The organism is Lentzea miocenica (assembly GCF_033949945.1).
GTDB lineage: Bacteria > Actinomycetota > Actinomycetes > Mycobacteriales > Pseudonocardiaceae > Lentzea > Lentzea miocenica.
On the sequence record NZ_JAXAVW010000001.1, the window covers coordinates 387,182 to 403,120 of the forward strand.

The window sequence follows — 15,939 nt, forward strand, 5'->3', positions numbered from 1 at the left end:
CCAAAAGGTGAGCAAGCAGCTCAGCGGGGATCTGGCCCGCGCGGATTCGCTGGCGCGCGAGATCTTCTCGGACATCGCCAACAAGTGGGCGCTGCTGATCGTCGAGACCATCGGCGACTCCACGAAGCGCTTCACCGAGCTGAAGACCGAGGTCGACGGCATCAGTCACAAGATGCTGACCCAGAACCTGCGGCTGTTGGAGCGCAACGGGTTGGTGACGAGGGTCGTGCATCCGACCGTGCCCCCGCGCGTCGACTACACGCTGACCGAGCCTGGCCAGGCGTTGCGGGCGACCGTCGACGCGATGTGCGCCTGGACGACGCGGTATCTGAGTGAGATCGAGGAGGCGCGGAGTCGCTTTGGTCACTCTTCTTGATAGTCACTCGATAGTGACTATATGGTGGAGGCATGACCGAGAAGAAGATCATTGCTGTGGTGGGTTCGACCGGCGAGCAGGGCGGGGCGGTCGCACGGGCGTTGCTGGCTGACGGGGAGTTCGCGGTGCGCGCGCTCACCCGCGACACCGAGTCGGCCGCCGCGAAGAAGCTCGCCGAACTGGGGGCCGAGGTCGTCGCCGCCGACCTGTACGACGTCGACAGCCTGCGGAGGGCGTTCGACGGCGCGTACGGGGCGTACCTGGTGACGCCGTTCTTCACGCACATGTCGGCGGCCAAGGAGCTGGAAGAGGTCACGAACCTCGTCGAGGCGGCCAAGGGCCTGCGGCACGTCGTGTGGTCGACGCTGGAGGACACCCGCGAGGTGATCTCACTCGACGACGACCGGATGCCGACGCTCGACGAGAAGTACAAGGTGCCGCACTTCGACGTGAAGGGTGGCGAGGCGGACGCGCTGTTCGAGCAGGCCGGGCTGCCGACGACGTACGTACGGATGTCGTTCTACTGGAACAACTTGCTGCGTGACATGGCGCCGCACCGCGCGGCCGGCGGTGCGCTGACGCTGTCGTTGCCGATGGGGGAGAGCAAGATCTCCGGCATTGCCTCCGAGGACATCGGCAAGGCGATCGTGAGCGTGCTCAAGCGGCCGTCCGAGACCATCGGGCACACGATCGGGCTGGGCTCCGAGCACCTGACCGGCGAGCAGGTGGCGGAGGCGTTCAGCGAGGTGCTGGGTGAGACCGTGCGGTACGAGCCCATGTCCCACAACGACTTCCGTGCGCTCGGCTTCCCGGCGGCGGCGGAGCTGGGCAACATGTTCCAGTACTACGCGGAGTTCTCCGACCACATCCTGCCGCGCCGCGACGCCGGGCTGACCCGCGAGATCGTGCCCACCTGGCTGACGCTCAAGGAGTTCCTCTCGCTGCACCGCGAGGAGATCACGGCCGGCCAGTGATCTCCGCGAACACCTTCTTGAACTCGGCGAACCGCTCGAGCCCGACCTGACGGGCCAGCCGGTCCTCGATGTCGGCGATGATCTTCCTGGCCTGGACCATCTGGTCGCGGCCCAGTTCTGTCGGCACGACCAGCTTCGCCCGCCGGTCCGCGGGATCGGGCCGGCGGACGACGTAGCCGAGGCGCTCCAGCTCGTCGATCAGCGTGCCCACGACCTGCTTGTGCTGGCCGGAGCGTTCGGACAGCTCGCTCGCGCGGGTGCCGTCGGGGGCGATGTAGGCCATGATCGCGCCATGGCGTGGGCGCAGGTGCTCGTGGCCCGCCTCGGACAGGCGGGTGAAGAGCTCCTTGTGGAAGCCCGAGAGCAGATGCGCGGAGAGCACGCCGATGTCCGACATGCCGAGCATGTTATCCCGGCAGCGGGTCAGTCCGAAGAGGACTGAGCGGAGTGCTTTGGAAGTCCGAGATCCGGTGCACCACCTGCACGGCGAGGACGGCGGCGACGACGCCGACGGCGGCGCTGATGGTGCTGAGGATCGCGGCGATCTGGAAGGACTCGGTCGTCAACCGGCCGTTCTCGAAGAACCGCACGTATGCCAGGTCGAAGAGCCACATCAGGATGTAGGCGGTCCACCAGCGGGTGGTCGTCCTGGACTGCACGCGTTGTCGCAGCGGTACTTCCTGTTGCAGGGGATCGCTGGCCCGCCAGATGTCGTCGACGACGAGCTTGGGGAACCAGAGGTTCACGACCGGCACGAACCAGCCCAGCCAGACCCACAGACGAGTGTGACGGTGTTCGTCGGCGTGCGTCAGGCGCTCGGCGTTGATACGCGCGTTGTACAGCCACATGATGAACACGACGATCGCGACGAGTGCGAGCAGGGTCAGCGGCCAGTCGATGAGGGCGTTGACCTGGTCGACGGTCCTCAGATCGGCGCGCATCGCGGTGCCGGCCCGGTAGTCGCTGACGGTCGAACAGGTGAACCAGCCGACCGCCGCCTCGGCGATGTTGCCGAGGGCGACGAGTCCGACGAGAACGGACGCAGCGAGACCGAGGCCTCGCACGGGTCTGAAGTGCCCCATGCACGTCAGACGCGTCCAACCCCCGGGAATGTTGAGTGGCCCGCCCGCGAGGACGGGCCACTCGGCAACTCAGCCCTGTGACTCAGCTCTGGGGTTCGTAGAGGCTGAACGGCGTGCCCTGGTCGTCAGAGCAGTGCGCGATGCGGCCGACGTCCGGCACGGTCTGCACGTCCTCGCTCTTGCCGCCGAGCTCGGCGACCTTGCGGACGGACGCGTCGATGTCCGTGGTGTGGAAGTAGATGCGCGGCTGGGTGAGCTGCGCGTCCTTGGCCGCGATGGCACCCGACGCACCGTTGGTGATGAAGTGGTAGTCCTCGCCCATCGGGCTGGTTTCCCAGCCGAACACGCCTGCGTAGAACGCCCGCGCCCGTGCCGTGTCGTCGGCGGGCAGCTCGAACCAGTTGACCTGTCCGGACATCTCGATCGCTCCTTCGGTTGTCGTGCTTTGAGCGAAGGACGAGCGGACGGGCCGGAACTCGACATCAGCCGCCGAGAATTTTCCGGCCCGTGTCGTAGTGGTCGAGAGCGGCGCCAACGGCGGCGGCGACGGTCACCTCGAAGATCTCGTCCTCGGTGTGGTCCTGCTTCAACCGGGCGACGTCGTCCGAGGTGATGCGGTAGGAGGCCGTGCGAACCGTTGCCGCGTAAGAACCCCAGGCATCACCGGCCGCGGCGGCCTGCCGGAGTTCGGCAGAGGTGTGCGCGGGAGCTTCCAGCACGGCGTGGCGCAGCGAGTCGGGAGTGCCCACGCCCTTGCCCGTCAGGAAACCGGGGAAGCGGTAGCCGAAGCGGTGCAGCGAGCGGGTTCCGGACTCCAGCTGGCCGGGCAGCAGCTCGAACCCGAACGCGTTGGCGAGCCGGTTCACCACCTGCCAGATCAGGCTGACGTTCAGCGCGTCCACGGCGGCATCGTGCGGCAGACCCGAGGGCGGTGTCAGATCGTCGAGAAACGCCAGCGCGGCAACCAGTTCCGGCCGCAACGGCGAAGGATCACCGGCGATCTGGACCAGTTCGGTGTGCGTGACCGCGCAGTACGGGCACTGCAACCGCTCTGCCGTGCGCATGGCCATGTACTCGCGTTGGCCCGCCGTCCAGAACGACGGCCCGCGCATTGCCTTCGCGCTCAGGTCGAGGAACACCGCACCGAAGAAATCGGGGCGGTACAACAGGGTTTTCGGCACGTCGGACATCGGTACCCGCGAGACCAGCGAGGTGAGGCCGAAGAACATCCGCGCGGGCAGGTGGTGGCCGCGGTCGAGCACGGCGAGTCGCATCAGGAGACCTCCAGGGAACGCAGGCGCCCGGCGAGGAAGCGCCGATCGGCGGGACTGGTCGCCAGGTCGTGGGCAAGCCGGTACGCGGCAACGGCTTCGTCGCGCCGGTCGAGGCGGCGCAGCAGGTCGGCGCGGGCGGAGTGCAGCAGGTGGTACTCGCCGAGGCCGGTGATGCGGTCGATCAGCTTCAGGCCCGCGAGAGGTCCCTCGGCCATCGCGACGGCGACCGCGTGGTTGAGCTCGATGACCGGAGTCGGTGCCACAGCGAGAAGTTCGGAATACAGGGCGACCACGCGAGGCCAGTCGACGGGATCTTGCGCGTGCAGCGCGGCGATCACGGCGTGCAGCACGTACGGGCCTGGTGAGCCGAACCGCAGCGCACGGTCGAGCAGCGCCATGCCCTCGGAGATCTCGTCGACGTTCCAGAGCGTCCGGTCCTGGTCCGCGAGCAGCACGACGTCACCGCCGGACGAGAGCCGGGCCGCGCTGCGGGAGTTGTGCAGCAGCATCAACGCGACCAGCCCGTGCGCCTCCGGTTCGTCGGGCATCAACGCCGCGACGAGCTTGCCGAGCCGCAGCGCCTCCGCACGCAACTCCCCGTCCGATGTCGTATACCCCCGCGTGAAGATCAGGTAGAGCACCGCGAGCACGCCCTGCAGACGTTCGGGCAGCAGGTGGTCGGCGGGCACCTCGAAGGTGATGCCGGCGTCGCGGATCTTGCGCTTGGCCCTGACCAGCCGCTGGGCCAGGGCGGGTTCGGCCACGAGGAACGTCCGCGCGATCTGCGCCGCGGTGAACCCGGCGACGGCCTGCAGCGTCAGCGCCACCCGCGACTCCTCGGCCAGCGCCGGGTGGCAGCAGGTGAAGATCAGGCTCAGCCGTTCGTCGCCGAGGTCGACGAGCTGCTTCTCGGTCACGGTGACCACGTCCGGTGGCGGCTCCGGCAGCTTCGTGCGCGCCATCCGAGCATGCCGGAGCCGGTCCACGGCGTGGTTGCGGGCGACGGTGAGCAGCCAGGCGAACGGGTCGTCCGGCACCCGCGAGCGCGGCCACTTCCGCAACGCCTGCGAGCACGCCTCCTGCAGCGCGTCCTCGGCCAGCTCGAAGTCGCCCAGCACCCGCACGAGCGCCGCGAGCATCCGGGTCCGGTGCTCGCGGTACACCCGTTCGACCGCGGCCGACGCGAGGTCGCTCATGCCACCCCGTGGTTGAGGCCGGGGATGTGGTCGACCGGGCGCACCTCGATCGTGCTGCCGAACTGCGCCTGCGGGCACATCTCCGCCAGCTCCAGCGCCTCGTCCAGGTCGCGGCAGTTGAGCAGGTAGTACCCGCCGAGGTGCTCGTGGGTCTCGGCGAACGGCCCGTCCGTCAGCATCGCCTTGCCCGCCTGCACCCGCACGGTGGTCGCGGTGCTGACGGGCTTGAGCGGGTCACCGGACACGTACACGCCCCGGCGCCGGCACTCGTCGGCGAACGCGTTGACCCGCGTTAGGATGTCCTCGAACCGCGGATCACCGGGCTTCGGCCGGTCCTCGCAGTTGTAGATCAGGAACATGTAGTGCATTGCGTGCCCTCCAGTCGTCGTTCCGAGGACGAACGAGGTCTCTGGATCTCGACATTCGAGCACGCAATGTTTCTCACGGCGCGGCGAGCGCCTCCGTCGGGGTCAGCCGCGACGCCCTGACCGCCGGACACACGCCCGCGACCACGCCGGTCACCACGGCCGCACCCAGCCCGGCCCCGACCATCTCGATCGGGATCACCGCAGGCCAGCCGTGCGCGAACGCGTACCCGGCCGTCCCAGCGAGCCCGAGCAGCACCCCGGCCACGCCACCGAGCACGCACAGCACGACCGACTCGGTCAGGAACTGCGTGCGCACCTGACCCCGGTTGGCGCCCAGCGCCGTGCGACATGGGCGGCGGCTCCAGTGGTGGCCCCAGGATCAGCGGTGGCGTGGTGGTCGGCGTGAACACCCAGAGCTTCCGGATCGACGACGTCCGCCACCTGGGCGGACCGCAGTTCTCCTGGAAGATCACGGCACCGCTCTACCAGCGGGCGTCAGCGAGCCACTGATCGACGCGATCAGCTCGTAGCTGCGACGGCGGTCCGCGTGGTGGTGGACGGGTGTGGTGATCATCAGCTCCTCGGTGCCGGTCTCGTCGAGCACCGCCTGGAGCCTGCGCGTGATCGTCTCCGGCCCGCCGACCAGCACGCGGCCGTCGTCGGGCTGCGCGGGCGTGTCCTCGGGGCTGGGCAACAGGATCCGGTTGCCTTCGCCGCGGCTGCGCACCTTGGCCCTGATCGGCCCGGCCAGCCACTCGGCCCGTTCGTCGTCCTCCGCGCAGATCACCGACACGCTGACCAGGTCGGCGTTGCAGGTCTGGCCGGGGCTGAGGTGCCGGGCGAACGCGAACGGCACGCCCAGCTCCTCGGCCAGCGCAGCCGTGCCGGGCGACGAGCCGAGCAGCCACAGCCGCGGCACGTTCCCGCCCTGCACCGGCACCGCGACGGTGCCCGCGGGGTCGAGCAACGCCCGCAGCTCTTCCAGTTGCTCGCGGTAGGGCGCGGAACTCCGCCGCAACGCGGACACCACGTGCGGCGCCCCACCCGGCGCCCGGCCGACACCGAGGTCGATGCGGCCGGGGTGCAGCGCCGCGAGCGTGCCGAACTGCTCGGCCACCACGAGCGGCGGGTGGTTCGGCAGCAGCACGCCACCGGCCCCGACGCGCAGGCGTTCGGTGCGTGTCGCCAGATGTCCGACGAGCACGGCGGGGGAGGAGCTGGCGACCCCGCGCATGCCGTGGTGTTCCGGCACCCAGTACCGGTGAAACCCCAGCTCCTCCGCCAGCTCCGCGAGGTCGGCCGTGTTGAGCAGCGCCTGCCGCGGTGTCGAGCCCTGGACGATCGGAGACGTGTCCAGCACCGACAGGCGAATCCCCATACCTGCCAGAGTACGAGCTAGCAGCGCTCGTCCGTTTGTCCCCAGTAGACGCCGCCGTCGCCCCACACCTCGCCGTAAGCCCTGGTGCACTTGGTGAGCGTGTTCGTGCCCTTGGACCAGACGTTCTGCTTGTTGGTGCCGTTGACGTTGCTGCCGTAGTCGCGGTCGCCGTTGACGACCATGGTGGCACTGGAGAAGAAGCTGCCCGGCTTGGACGCGTGCGAATCCCACACGTAGGTGTAGGCCCAGTTCTTGCCGCAGCCCTTGAACTGCTTCACCGAGGCGAGGACCGTGCTGCCCTTCATCACGTACCCGGTGGAGCCGATCTGCACGGTGCCCGCACAGCCCGGCGCGGACTCGGCCTGGGCGGTGCCGACCGCGGCCAGTGCGGAGAGCACCACGGCGGGCAGGATCAACATGACTTTGCGCATGCCCCACGGTGGCGCGGGGCGGTTGGTCAGCGGTAAATCGTGCCGGTCATGGTTGAGCCGCCAGATCGGAGGGGTGCTGCGCCAGTGGCGTCACTTCGACCCTCATGAACTCCCACAGCGGCAACGACGACAGGAACGCGTGCAACTCGTCGTTGGACGGCACGTCGAAGACGCTGATGTTGCCGGACTGCCCGACGATCCGCCACAGGTGCGGCCACACGCCGAGTTTTTGCAGCTCCAACATCCGATCCTGCTCCGCTGCGACGAGTTCGGCGCGGCGGTTCGGATCGAGGTCGTGTGGCAGGGAAACGTCCATCCGCACGTGGAAGAGCACGGGTCACCTCCTGGTTGAGGGGCCAGATCGCCGTCGTCGTGGCAGGGAATACCCGCCACCGCGGCGATCGAAGCCACGGCGGCACTCGCGTTGTCCACCACCGCGGGCGATCATCTGGTGACGCGATGCGCCTGCTGAGGTTCGTTCAGGGAGGACAGATGTCCGCTCGGATGCGCGACCCGGTGGCCGAGCGGAGTCTCACGCCCCTGTGACGCCGTCGATGCCCTCGCGCAGGAAGTCCGCGTGGCCGTTGTGGCGCGCGTACTCGTGGCAGAGATGGTGCATGACCAACCGCAGGGACACCTGTTCTGCCCACCGCGGCTGATAACCCGTCACGTCCAGCGATTCCGCTTCGCGCTCGATCTTGCGTGCGTGCTCGACCTCGTTCTGCCACGCGTCGAAGGCCTCGGTGCGGCTCGATTCCGAGGCGTCGTAAGCCACCTGGTAGTCGTTGACGTCCGACCACACCAACGGAATGTCCTCACCGTTGATGACCTTGCGGAACCAGGTGCGCTCGACCTCGGCCATGTGCCGCACCAGGCCGAGCAACGTCAGTGTGGACGGTGGCATGGAGCGGCGGCGGAGGTCCTCGTCGGACAGGCCTTCGCACTTCATCGCGAGGGTGGCGCGGTGGAAGTCGAGGAACGTGCGCAGGGTCTCGCGCTCGTCTCCCCGCAGTGGCGGTTCGGGGCGTTCGATGGTCACGCGGCCAGTCTCGCATTCCGCTTGGGCCGTTCGGGTGGTGATCGATCACCACGGCAACCGGCCACGAGCGGAGGGCGTGTCGGTGCCGTCGTCCAGTGATTCGGGGGGAATCCCAGATGCGCAGTCTCGCGCTCATCGCGGCAATGGGTTTGGCCTGCACCACTTCGGCAGCACCGGCTGTGGCGGCCGCCGATCCGGCGCCGTGCACGTGGGTCGTGTCGAAGGTGCTGACACCGGACGGGTACAACCCGGACTTCACGCAGATCGAGGGCACCGACAGCCACGGCAACTACTCGGGCACCTCGCTGCGGCCCGGCGCCAACACGTTCGACCTCGTGCTCTGGACCAACGGGCAGCCGCGGGTCGTCGACGGGCTGCAGCACCTGCTGTACCTGCAGATGGCCGACGAGAACTCGGCGGGCACCGTGTTGTTCAGCGCCAGCTGGCCCGCGCGGCAACGCCGGGTGGCCATGCTCTACTCGGGCGGGCACCAGGGCGCGGGCTCGTTCACCGAACTGGTCCCGCCGGCCGGTTACCGCGTCTCCGGCGTGACCGCGCTCAACGAACGCGGGGACGCGTTGGGCCACGGCGAGAGGATCTCGGACGGACAGGCCGTTTCCCTGCTGTGGTCCACGCTCGCGGCCGGTCCGATCGTCATCGACTCCTCACTCGGCACGCCGGAGGATCTGGACGACGACGGCACGGTGCTGCTCAGCGGCCGTGATGGCAGGTCTGCCTCGCTGTGGCGGCACGGTCAGGTGATCCCGCTGGCCGCGGATCCCGCCAAGCAGCTGTTCGTCGAAGCGATTCGCAACGGCAAGGTGGTCGGCTACCAGGTCGAGTCGCCGTGGCCGGACTCGCAGTCCCTGTTGTGGGACAGCGACGGCAACGTCCGGTACATCGAGGACGGTGGCACGGCGTTCGCCATCAACGCGAGCGGGCTGATCACCGGTGAACGCTCGACGATGACGGGCAGGTCGTCGGTCTGGCGGGACACCACATTCCTGGGTGAACTGCCGGTGCCCGACGGCGTCACCTTCGTCTCCGAGCTGTTCGTCGCGGGCGACGACGACAGCCTCTACAGCAAGGCGAGCAACTACGGTCCGCTGCGCTGGAACTGCCGGCCGGGGGTCGGCGACCCGAGCTGACGTGCGGGGCGACACACCACCGCCCTCTCCTCATCGGCGCTAACGTTGCCGGTGAGGAGAGGGGAGCGGTTCGATGACGACGCTCGAGCAGGCCGAGTCGGCGTTCGCGGCGGCCCGGCCGAGGCTGTTCGGCATCGCGTACCGCATGACCGGCAGCGTGGCGGACGCCGAGGACCTGGTGCAGGAGGTCTGGCTGCGCTGGCAGCTCGCGGACCGCGACGCCGTGCTCAACCCCGAGGCCTACCTGGCGAAGGCCATCACCCGGCTCGCGATCAACGAGTCGCAGACCGCGCGGGCCCGCCGCGAGACCTACGTCGGGCCGTGGCTGCCCGAGCCGGTGGACACGTCCGCGGACCCGCAGGTCGGCGCCGAGCAGGGCGCGGTGCTGGAGCTCGCGGTGCTGATGCTGCTCGAGAAGCTGACACCGACCGAACGCGCCGCCTACGTGCTGCGCGAGGCGTTCGACTACCCGTACCGGGAGATCGCCGAGATCGTGCAGACCAGCGAGGTGGCGACGCGGCAGCTGGTCAGCCGGGCGCGCAAGCACCTCGCGGACGAGCGGCGGGCGCCCGTCGAGCGGGCTGACCAGCGCAAACTGCTGGAGGCGTTCGTCGCGGCCGCGCAGGCCGGTGACCTGGAGGCGCTCGAGAAGCTGTTCGCGCAGGACGTCGTGAGCTACTCCGACAGCAACGGCGCGATCCGGGCCGCCGGCCGTCCGCTGTTCGGCGCGGCCTCCCTGGCGAAGATCATCTCCGGCTGGGCGCCGTCGTTCTGGGCCGGTGCGGAGGTGTCGTTCGTCGAGGCGAACGGGCTCCCCGCGGTCCGGTTGCGCAAGGACGACAGCACCTACGCGGTGATCACCGTGTCGGCCTCCGAGCACGGCATCGATCACGTGTTGTGGCTGGTCAACCCCGAGAAGCTGGGTGCGTTCCGGTAGGCCTGTCACAACTTCGGGGGCTGTCCTGTCTTAGCTCGTGAACACCCGCACGGGGCGGGTTCACGAGAGGGACGGACCCATGAGGATCGTTGTCATCGGCGGCACCGGGTTGATCGGCAGCCAGGTCGTGAAGCGGCTCGGCGAGCACGGCCACGACGCCGTGCCCGCGTCCCCGAACAGCGGCGTCAACACGGTGACCGGTGAGGGCGTCAAGGAGGTTCTGGAGGGCGCCGACGTGCTCGTCGACGTGTCGAACTCGCCGTCGTTCGCCGACGACGACGTCATGAACTTCTTCACCACCGCCACGACCAACCTGACCCAGGCCGCCAAGGACGCCGGTGTCGGCCACTACGTCGCGCTGTCGATCGTCGGCACGGACGAGCTGCCCGAGTCGGGCTACCTGCGCGCGAAGGTGGCGCAGGAGAAGCTCATCACGGAGTCCGGCCTCACGTACTCGATCATCCGCGCGACCCAGTTCTTCGAGTTCGCGGGTGCCATCGCGAACTCGGCGGAGGTCGACGGCGCCGTGCACCTCCCGCACGGTGGTGTGCAGCCGATCGCGGCGTCGGACGTCGCCGCGGTGGTCGGGCGGACGGCGGCGACCGAGCCGGTCAACGGCGTGCTGGAGATCGGCGGGCCGGAGGAGTTCACCATGGACGGCTGGATCCGCACGGTTCTCAGCCACCGCAACGACGAGCGCGAGGTCGTGAGCGACCCGCGGGCCAAGTACTTCGGCACGTTCCTGACGGGCAAGCAGCTCGTGCCGAACGCGGGTGCGCAGCTGCAGCCGACCAGCCTGAAGGACTGGCTGGCCGCGGGCAACTGAGCTTCCAGTGACCAGGGGTGCGGCCGGTGCCGGGCGCACCCCTGGCCGTGCACGTCGTCGAATGCCGACCAGTGTGTTCCCCTGGCGCGAGCAGGGGGTTGCCTGACCGACCGTGGTTCCATGACCACGACTCTCGCCCCGGTGAAGGCCCCGAGCTGGGCACTGCCGATCAGCCTGTTCTCCATCCCGCTCGGCCTCGCCGGTCTCGGCGGCGGCTGGACCGCCGCCGCCCAGTTGCTGGACGCTCCCGCGTGGCCCGCGTCGGTGGCGTTCGGCGCCGCGACCCTGATCTTCGCGGCGTTCACGCTGGCGTACCTGGCCCGCACGGTCAGACCGCGCAACGGCGGCTTCCACGTCGACCTGCGCCACCCTCTCCTCGGTCCGCTCACCGCGTACCTGCCGGTGATCGCGATCCTGCTGACAGCCCACTACGCCAAGGCTTTGGGCGCGGTGGCCCCGTGGCTGATCTGGCTCGCCGTCGCCGGTCTAGCCCTGAACGCCGCCGCGCTGTTCGCGCACTGGCTCAAGCACCCGCTGGACCAGAACGCCCTGCACCCCGGCTACTTCCTCCCGGTCACCGCGGGCGCGTTCATCGCCGCCATCGGTTTCGTGAGCGTCGACCAGCACGGCGCCGCCGTTGGCGTGTTCGGCATCGGCATCTTCTTCTGGCTGTTGCTCGGCGCGGTGATCACCTCCCGCCTGTTCTTCGGCTCGGAACTCCCGCTGCCCTTCAAACCCGTGCTCTCGATCCTGTTGTCCCCGCCTGGCACCGCGAGCGTCGCCTGGTTCGCGATCACCCGCGGCGCCGTCGACGACCTGCAGACCGCGCTCGGCGGCGTGACCCTGTTCATGCTGCTGGTGCAACTGTTCTTCGTGCGCGACTACCTGCGCCTGCCGTTCAGCACGCAGTACTGGGTGTTCACGTTCCCGATCGCGGTGCTCGGCAACATCGGCGTCAGGTACTCCGCCGGGCTGCGGTTCCCCGGCTGGCAACTCGCGGGCTGGGTCTCGCTTACCGTGTCCAGCGCGTTGATCCTGGCGATCGTGGTGGCGTCGCTGCGGCTCGGTGCGCGATCGGTCACATCTCGTCGTACCGGCTGATCGGCCCTTACCTCGGTGATCACTCCGCTGTAACGTCGGCGTGACTCACAGATCTGGGGGGATGAGATGAGTCGATCAACTGGTTTTGTGTTGTCCGCGGCTTTGGTGGCAACGGTTTTCGCCTCCACACCAGCGCACGCGGCCACGACGGTCACCGAGTTCGGCACGCTTCCCGGCACCACCGTCCAGGAAGCGGCCGCGATCAACGACGCGGGCGTCACCGTGGGATCCGCGACGGTCGACGGCAAGGTCCGCGCGGTGAAGTGGGACAGCGACGGCACGGTGACGGACCTCGGCGGTCCAGCCGATGCGGGGTTCGTCAGAGCGAAAGCGATCAACAGCACGGGCGCCGTCGCGGCCGAGACGTCCGCGCCGGGTTCCGCCACGGTCGCGTTGCGGTTCAACGTGGACGGCACCCACACCGTGCTGAGCGCGGCGCCCGGCCACCGGACCACTTACGTCACCGGGATCGACGATTCCGGCGCTGTCTACGGCTGGAGCCTCGACACGTCGAACATCGACTCGTGGCGTGCGTGGCGGTGGGACGCGAACGGCGTGCGGAGCGAACTGCCGATGCCGGCGGGTGCCTCCGGGAGTCAGGTCAACGCGGTTTCTCCCAACGGTTTCGCGACCGGCTGGGTCTACCTGATCAACGAGCCGACGCGCCCGGTGCGCTGGAACCCGGACGGGTCGTTCACCCTGCTGCCCGCGCTGCCCTCCGGCGGCACGGCCATGGGTCTCGGCGTGAACCGGCACGGCGACGTGGCCGGCTACGCGGAGGACAGGAACAGGGCCACGTTCACGGTGAGGTGGAACCGAGACGGATCGGTGACCCAGCTCGGCGACAGGAGCCTTCTGGTGTCGATCAACGACAACGGGTCGGTGATCGCCACCGTGAGCTTCCGGGCGACTTTCTGGAGCGCCACCAACGAGAAGCGCGAACTCCCCTGGCCGACCGGCAAGTACTTCGGGCGGCTCACCGGGATCAACAACGCCGGCGTGGTCGTCGGCTTCACGGGTGACGACTATCCGGAGTGGCCCAAGCAGGCCTTCAAGTGGGTCGTCAGCTGATCTGGGGCGTGGTCAGAACCTCGCGTCGCGCAGCTGGCGGCGCGAGGTCACACCGACCTTGCCGAACACCTTGCGCAGGTGCCATTCCACGGTGCGCGGGCTGATGAACAGCCGGGTGCCGATCTCCGGGTTCGAGTAACCCTCACGGGCCAGCCGCGCGATCTGGTACTCCTGCGCGGTCAGCTCGTCGGTGGGCTCGGCGGTGCGCTTGCGGACCGTTTCACCGGTGGCCTGCAATTCGCGGTGAGCGCGCTCGGCGAACATCGGCATGCCTGCCGCCCCAAGCATTTCGTGGGCGGTGCGGAGGTGCTCGCGGGCATCGACGCGCTGGCCCTCGCGGCGCAGCCACTCGCCGTACAACAGGTGCGCGCGGGCGAGTTCGGTCTTCAGGCTCGTGCGGGCGAAGTGGTCGATCGACTCGCGGAAGCCATCAGTGTCCCCGTTCAACGCGCGCAGGCGAGCCTTGACGCCCAACGACCAGGCGGTGTCGACCAGCGGCTCCGCACGTTCGAGTGCCTCGGCGACCAGAGCGGTGTCGCCGGTGCGGGACGCGGCCTCCGCCAGTTCCGTGGCGACCAGGCAGCTGTAGATCAGGGCGTCGGAGTGGAACACGCGCAACGCGGCGTCGCGGGCCAGGTCGTGGCGGCCGAGTCCGTTGTGGAGGATCGCGAGCGTCCAGTCGGCGATGGTCGCCAGGCGTCCCTGGCCCTCGGCGCGAGCCCGCGCCCCGGCCGCGGTGGCGATGTCCTCGCCGCGGAAGGCGGCCTGCAGCAGCACGGCGTAGGCGACCGGCGGGGTGCCGGTGACCTCGGAGATGCGCTGGTCCTCCTCGATCAACGCCTGCGCGGCGGCCGGTTCGCCGGCCATGAGTTCGTTGTCCGCCAAGAAGTTCAGCGCGAACTGCAGCTGCACGAGGGCACCGGCGTCGCGGGACGTGCGGACCTGTTGCCTGGCGAACTCGCGCCGCGTGTCGAAGTCCCACATCTCGCTCGCGATGATGCCGCCCGCGCGGTTGCCGAACAGCCACGGCAGGCGGCTGATGTCGTCGGCGCCTACCTTCAACGCACGCACCTCCTCCAGCGCGCGCTTCATGTGCGGCACGGACGCCGCGTAGCCCGAGGCGACGCGGGTGGTGAGGGCCACGAGCACGAGGTCGATCGCGCACGGCGGGGTGCGTGGCGGGGGAGCGGTGCGGGCGGCGTCCTCCAGCGGCGAACCCGCCCAGATCGCGGCCGACATCGCCTCGAGGTGGGTCACGCGGGCCAGGTCGGCGTCGAACGGGGCGAGCCGGCGAGCCGCGCTGAACAACAGAGGTGCGGCGTCGGCGACCCGGCGCTGGTCGAACGCGATGTGCCCGCGCAGGTGCTCGATCTCGGCGCTGCGCCGCTCGTCCGGCGGTCCGGCCTCGACCGCGCTGAGCAGCCGCAGCGATGCTTCGAGCGCGCCCGCGTCCCGCTTGGCCCGTGCCGCCGCCAACTCCCGGGAGGCGCGGCGGCCGGGCTCGGGGGTGAGCACCGCTGCCTGTTCGAGGAACGCGGCCGCGGCCAGCAGGCCACCACGGGCCTGGGCGCGCGACGCCGAGGTCTCCAGGTCGGCGGCCACCTCCTCGTCGGGTGAGGTGGTGCCGTGCGCGCGATGCCACGCGCGGCGGTCCGGGTCGATGGCCGGATCGGTCACGTCGGCGAGCGCCCGGTGCACCCGCTGCCGGTCCACAGTGGACGCCGACCGGTACACGGCGGAGCGCACCAGCGGGTGCCGGAACTGGACCCGCGCGCCGAACTCGATCAGCCCGGTGCCCACCGCCGCCGCGGCCGGGTCGGCGCCGAGCCCGAGCAGGCCGGCCGCGCGCCACAGCAGGGTCGCGTCACCGAGCGGTTCGGCGGCGGCGGTCAGCAGCAGCAGGCGGGTGTCGGCGGGCAGCGGTTCGATCTGCCGGACGAAGCTCTGCTCGATGCGGCTGGTGAGCGGCTCGGCGTCCAACCCGTCGACCAGCTCGGCGGTCGTCCACGCCCGCGGCAGCTCCAGCAACGCGAGCGGGTTGCCACGTGCCTCGGCGACGATCCGGTCGCGCACCCGGCCGTCCACCGGCCCCTTGATCACCGACTCCAGCAACGAACGGGCGTCGGCGTCGTCCAGCCCGCGCACCAGCAGCTCGGGCAACCCGTCGAGGTAGTCGTTGCCTTCACGCAACACGAAGACCAGCGCGATCCGCTCGGCGAGCAGTCTCCGCGCGACGAACCCGAGCACCGCGGACGACATCGAGTCGAGCCACTGCGCGTCGTCGACCAGGCACACCAGCGGCTGCTCGTCGGCGACCTCGGCGAGCAACGTCAGCACCGCCAGTCCCACCATGAACCGCGTGGGCCGGGGCCCGGCCGCCATCCCGAACGCGGTGCCGAGCGCCTCCCGCTGCGGCGCGGGCAGCCGGTCCAGCCGGTCGAGGAACGGCGCGCACAACTGGTGCAGCCCGGCATAGGGGAACGCGCTCTCGGACTCCACCCCGGCGGCCCGCGCGACCCGGAACCCCGACGCCCGCCCCGACACGTGGTCGAGCAGCGCGGTCTTGCCGATCCCCGCCTCGCCGCGCAGGACCAGCACCTGCCCGGCACCGGTCCGCGCCTGCGTGAGGAGGCGGTCCAGCGTCTCGCCCTCGGTGCGTCTGCCCAGCAGTCCCTCGTCCGGCACGGGTCCGAGCCTACGTGCCAGTGGGTGACCAGGGTGTTCCACGGGTTCGAAGG

General features: G+C 69.7%; 19 protein-coding genes. 7 read left to right on the forward strand and 12 right to left on the reverse strand.

All coding sequences use genetic code 11. The features are described from left to right. Positions 1-7: 7 nt before the first annotated feature. Positions 8-376 carry a winged helix-turn-helix transcriptional regulator gene (locus SK803_RS01825; RefSeq protein ID WP_319963926.1) on the forward strand — a complete coding sequence of 123 codons (369 nt, stop codon included), beginning with the start codon at positions 8-10 and terminating at the stop codon, positions 374-376. A gap of 32 nt (positions 377-408) precedes the next feature. Further along, the gene (locus SK803_RS01830) at positions 409-1,350 is read left to right on the forward strand and encodes an NmrA/HSCARG family protein (protein WP_319963927.1); all 942 of its coding nucleotides are present in this window, start codon (positions 409-411) and stop codon (positions 1,348-1,350) included. Here the strand turns inward: SK803_RS01830 and SK803_RS01835 are convergent. The 11 genes from SK803_RS01835 to SK803_RS01885 form a co-directional block, all read right to left on the reverse strand. Then, positions 1,334-1,747, reverse strand: a complete 414-nt coding sequence (locus SK803_RS01835) for a MarR family winged helix-turn-helix transcriptional regulator (RefSeq protein ID WP_319963928.1) — start codon at positions 1,745-1,747, stop codon at positions 1,334-1,336. The genes SK803_RS01830 and SK803_RS01835 overlap by 17 nt on opposite strands. A gap of 10 nt (positions 1,748-1,757) precedes the next feature. Then, a complete protein-coding gene (locus SK803_RS01840; protein WP_319963929.1) occupies positions 1,758-2,432 on the reverse strand; it encodes a DUF4328 domain-containing protein in 675 nt (224 codons plus the stop codon). Between the two features lie 82 nt (positions 2,433-2,514). Continuing rightward, a complete protein-coding gene (locus tag SK803_RS01845; protein WP_319963930.1) occupies positions 2,515-2,850 on the reverse strand; it encodes a VOC family protein in 336 nt (111 codons plus the stop codon). A gap of 64 nt (positions 2,851-2,914) precedes the next feature. Further along, the gene (locus SK803_RS01850; RefSeq protein ID WP_319963931.1) at positions 2,915-3,706 is read right to left on the reverse strand and encodes a carboxymuconolactone decarboxylase family protein; all 792 of its coding nucleotides are present in this window, start codon (positions 3,704-3,706) and stop codon (positions 2,915-2,917) included. Beyond that, on the reverse strand, positions 3,706-4,902 hold the full coding sequence (locus SK803_RS01855; RefSeq protein WP_319963932.1) for an RNA polymerase sigma factor: 1,197 nt from the start codon (positions 4,900-4,902) through the stop codon (positions 3,706-3,708). The genes SK803_RS01850 and SK803_RS01855 overlap by 1 nt, the downstream gene beginning before the upstream one ends. Then, positions 4,899-5,270 (reverse strand): YciI family protein, encoded by a 372-nt coding sequence (locus tag SK803_RS01860; protein ID WP_319963933.1) that lies wholly within the window; start codon positions 5,268-5,270, stop codon positions 4,899-4,901. The genes SK803_RS01855 and SK803_RS01860 overlap by 4 nt, the downstream gene beginning before the upstream one ends. Before the next feature lie 73 nt (positions 5,271-5,343). Continuing rightward, a complete protein-coding gene (locus SK803_RS01865) occupies positions 5,344-5,607 on the reverse strand; it encodes an ABC transporter permease (RefSeq protein ID WP_406601467.1) in 264 nt (87 codons plus the stop codon). A 132-nt stretch (positions 5,608-5,739) separates the two neighbouring features. Further along, complete coding sequence (locus SK803_RS01870) at positions 5,740-6,648, reverse strand: LLM class flavin-dependent oxidoreductase (protein ID WP_319963935.1); 909 nt, start codon at positions 6,646-6,648, stop codon at positions 5,740-5,742. A gap of 17 nt (positions 6,649-6,665) precedes the next feature. Then, entirely contained in the window at positions 6,666-7,079 is a 414-nt protein-coding gene (locus SK803_RS01875) for a hypothetical protein (protein WP_319963936.1), read from the reverse strand. A 46-nt stretch (positions 7,080-7,125) separates the two neighbouring features. After that, entirely contained in the window at positions 7,126-7,413 is a 288-nt protein-coding gene (locus SK803_RS01880) for a muconolactone Delta-isomerase (RefSeq protein WP_319963937.1), read from the reverse strand. Positions 7,414-7,611: 198 nt separating this feature from the next. Further along, positions 7,612-8,118, reverse strand: coding sequence for a DinB family protein (locus SK803_RS01885; protein ID WP_319963938.1), 507 nt, complete (start codon positions 8,116-8,118; stop codon positions 7,612-7,614). Between the two features lie 116 nt (positions 8,119-8,234). Here SK803_RS01885 and SK803_RS01890 point away from each other — a divergent pair, with 116 nt between their 5' ends. The 5 genes from SK803_RS01890 to SK803_RS01910 all read left to right on the forward strand — a co-directional run bounded on the left by SK803_RS01890 (position 8,235) and on the right by SK803_RS01910 (position 13,201). Next, entirely contained in the window at positions 8,235-9,266 is a 1,032-nt protein-coding gene (locus SK803_RS01890) for a hypothetical protein (protein ID WP_319963939.1), read from the forward strand. A gap of 73 nt (positions 9,267-9,339) precedes the next feature. Further along, positions 9,340-10,203 carry an RNA polymerase sigma-70 factor gene (locus SK803_RS01895; protein ID WP_319963940.1) on the forward strand — a complete coding sequence of 288 codons (864 nt, stop codon included), beginning with the start codon at positions 9,340-9,342 and terminating at the stop codon, positions 10,201-10,203. A 79-nt stretch (positions 10,204-10,282) separates the two neighbouring features. Then, positions 10,283-11,029, forward strand: coding sequence for an SDR family oxidoreductase (locus tag SK803_RS01900; protein ID WP_319963941.1), 747 nt, complete (start codon positions 10,283-10,285; stop codon positions 11,027-11,029). Between the two features lie 120 nt (positions 11,030-11,149). Next, the gene (locus SK803_RS01905; protein WP_319963942.1) at positions 11,150-12,130 is read left to right on the forward strand and encodes an SLAC1 family transporter; all 981 of its coding nucleotides are present in this window, start codon (positions 11,150-11,152) and stop codon (positions 12,128-12,130) included. Positions 12,131-12,196: 66 nt separating this feature from the next. Continuing rightward, positions 12,197-13,201: a hypothetical protein gene (locus SK803_RS01910; RefSeq protein ID WP_319963943.1), complete on the forward strand. Its 1,005-nt coding sequence runs from the start codon at positions 12,197-12,199 to the stop codon at positions 13,199-13,201. A gap of 12 nt (positions 13,202-13,213) precedes the next feature. On the opposite strand, the gene SK803_RS01915 is transcribed toward SK803_RS01910, so the two are convergent. Next, entirely contained in the window at positions 13,214-15,886 is a 2,673-nt protein-coding gene (locus SK803_RS01915; protein WP_319963944.1) for a helix-turn-helix transcriptional regulator, read from the reverse strand. Positions 15,887-15,939 lie beyond the last annotated feature (53 nt).